Genomic DNA, 571 nt, shown 5'->3' with positions numbered 1-571 from the left:
AGTGCTGGCCATGGCAGCCAACTACAGCCACATCCTGTTCCCTGCCACCGCCGGTGGCAAGAACGCGGCCCCGCGCGTGGCGGCCAAGCTCGACGTGGCGCAGATCAGCGAAATCAGCAAGGTCATCAGCGCCGACACCTTCGAGCGCCCGATCTACGCGGGCAACGCCATCGCCACCGTGCAAAGCGCGGACGCCACCAAGGTCATCACCGTGCGCACCACGGGCTTTGACGCGGCGGCGGCCACGGGCGGCAGCGCCGCGGTGGAAACCATCGCAGCCCAGGCCGACAGCGGCAAGAGCGCCTTCGTGGGCAGCGAGATCGCCAAGAGCGACCGCCCCGAGCTGACGGCGGCCAAGATCATTGTGTCGGGTGGCCGTGCCTTGGGCAGCAGCGAGAAGTTCAACGAAGTGCTGACCCCGCTGGCCGACAAGCTGGGCGCGGCACTCGGCGCCAGCCGCGCCGCGGTGGACGCGGGCTACGCGCCCAACGACTGGCAGGTGGGCCAGACCGGCAAGATCGTGGCGCCGAGCCTGTACGTGGCCTGCGGCATCTCGGGGGCGATCCAGCAC

General features: G+C 69.9%; 1 protein-coding gene. It reads left to right on the top strand.

Annotated elements, in window-relative coordinates; genetic code table 11:
* On the top strand, nucleotides 1-571 hold a 571-nt coding region (locus AC07VS_RS28815; RefSeq protein ID WP_494752695.1), incomplete at both ends, for an electron transfer flavoprotein subunit alpha/FixB family protein.

The organism is Curvibacter sp. GW821-FHT01G03 (genome assembly GCF_059422285.1).
This window is presented reverse-complemented; position numbering and strand designations above follow the sequence as displayed.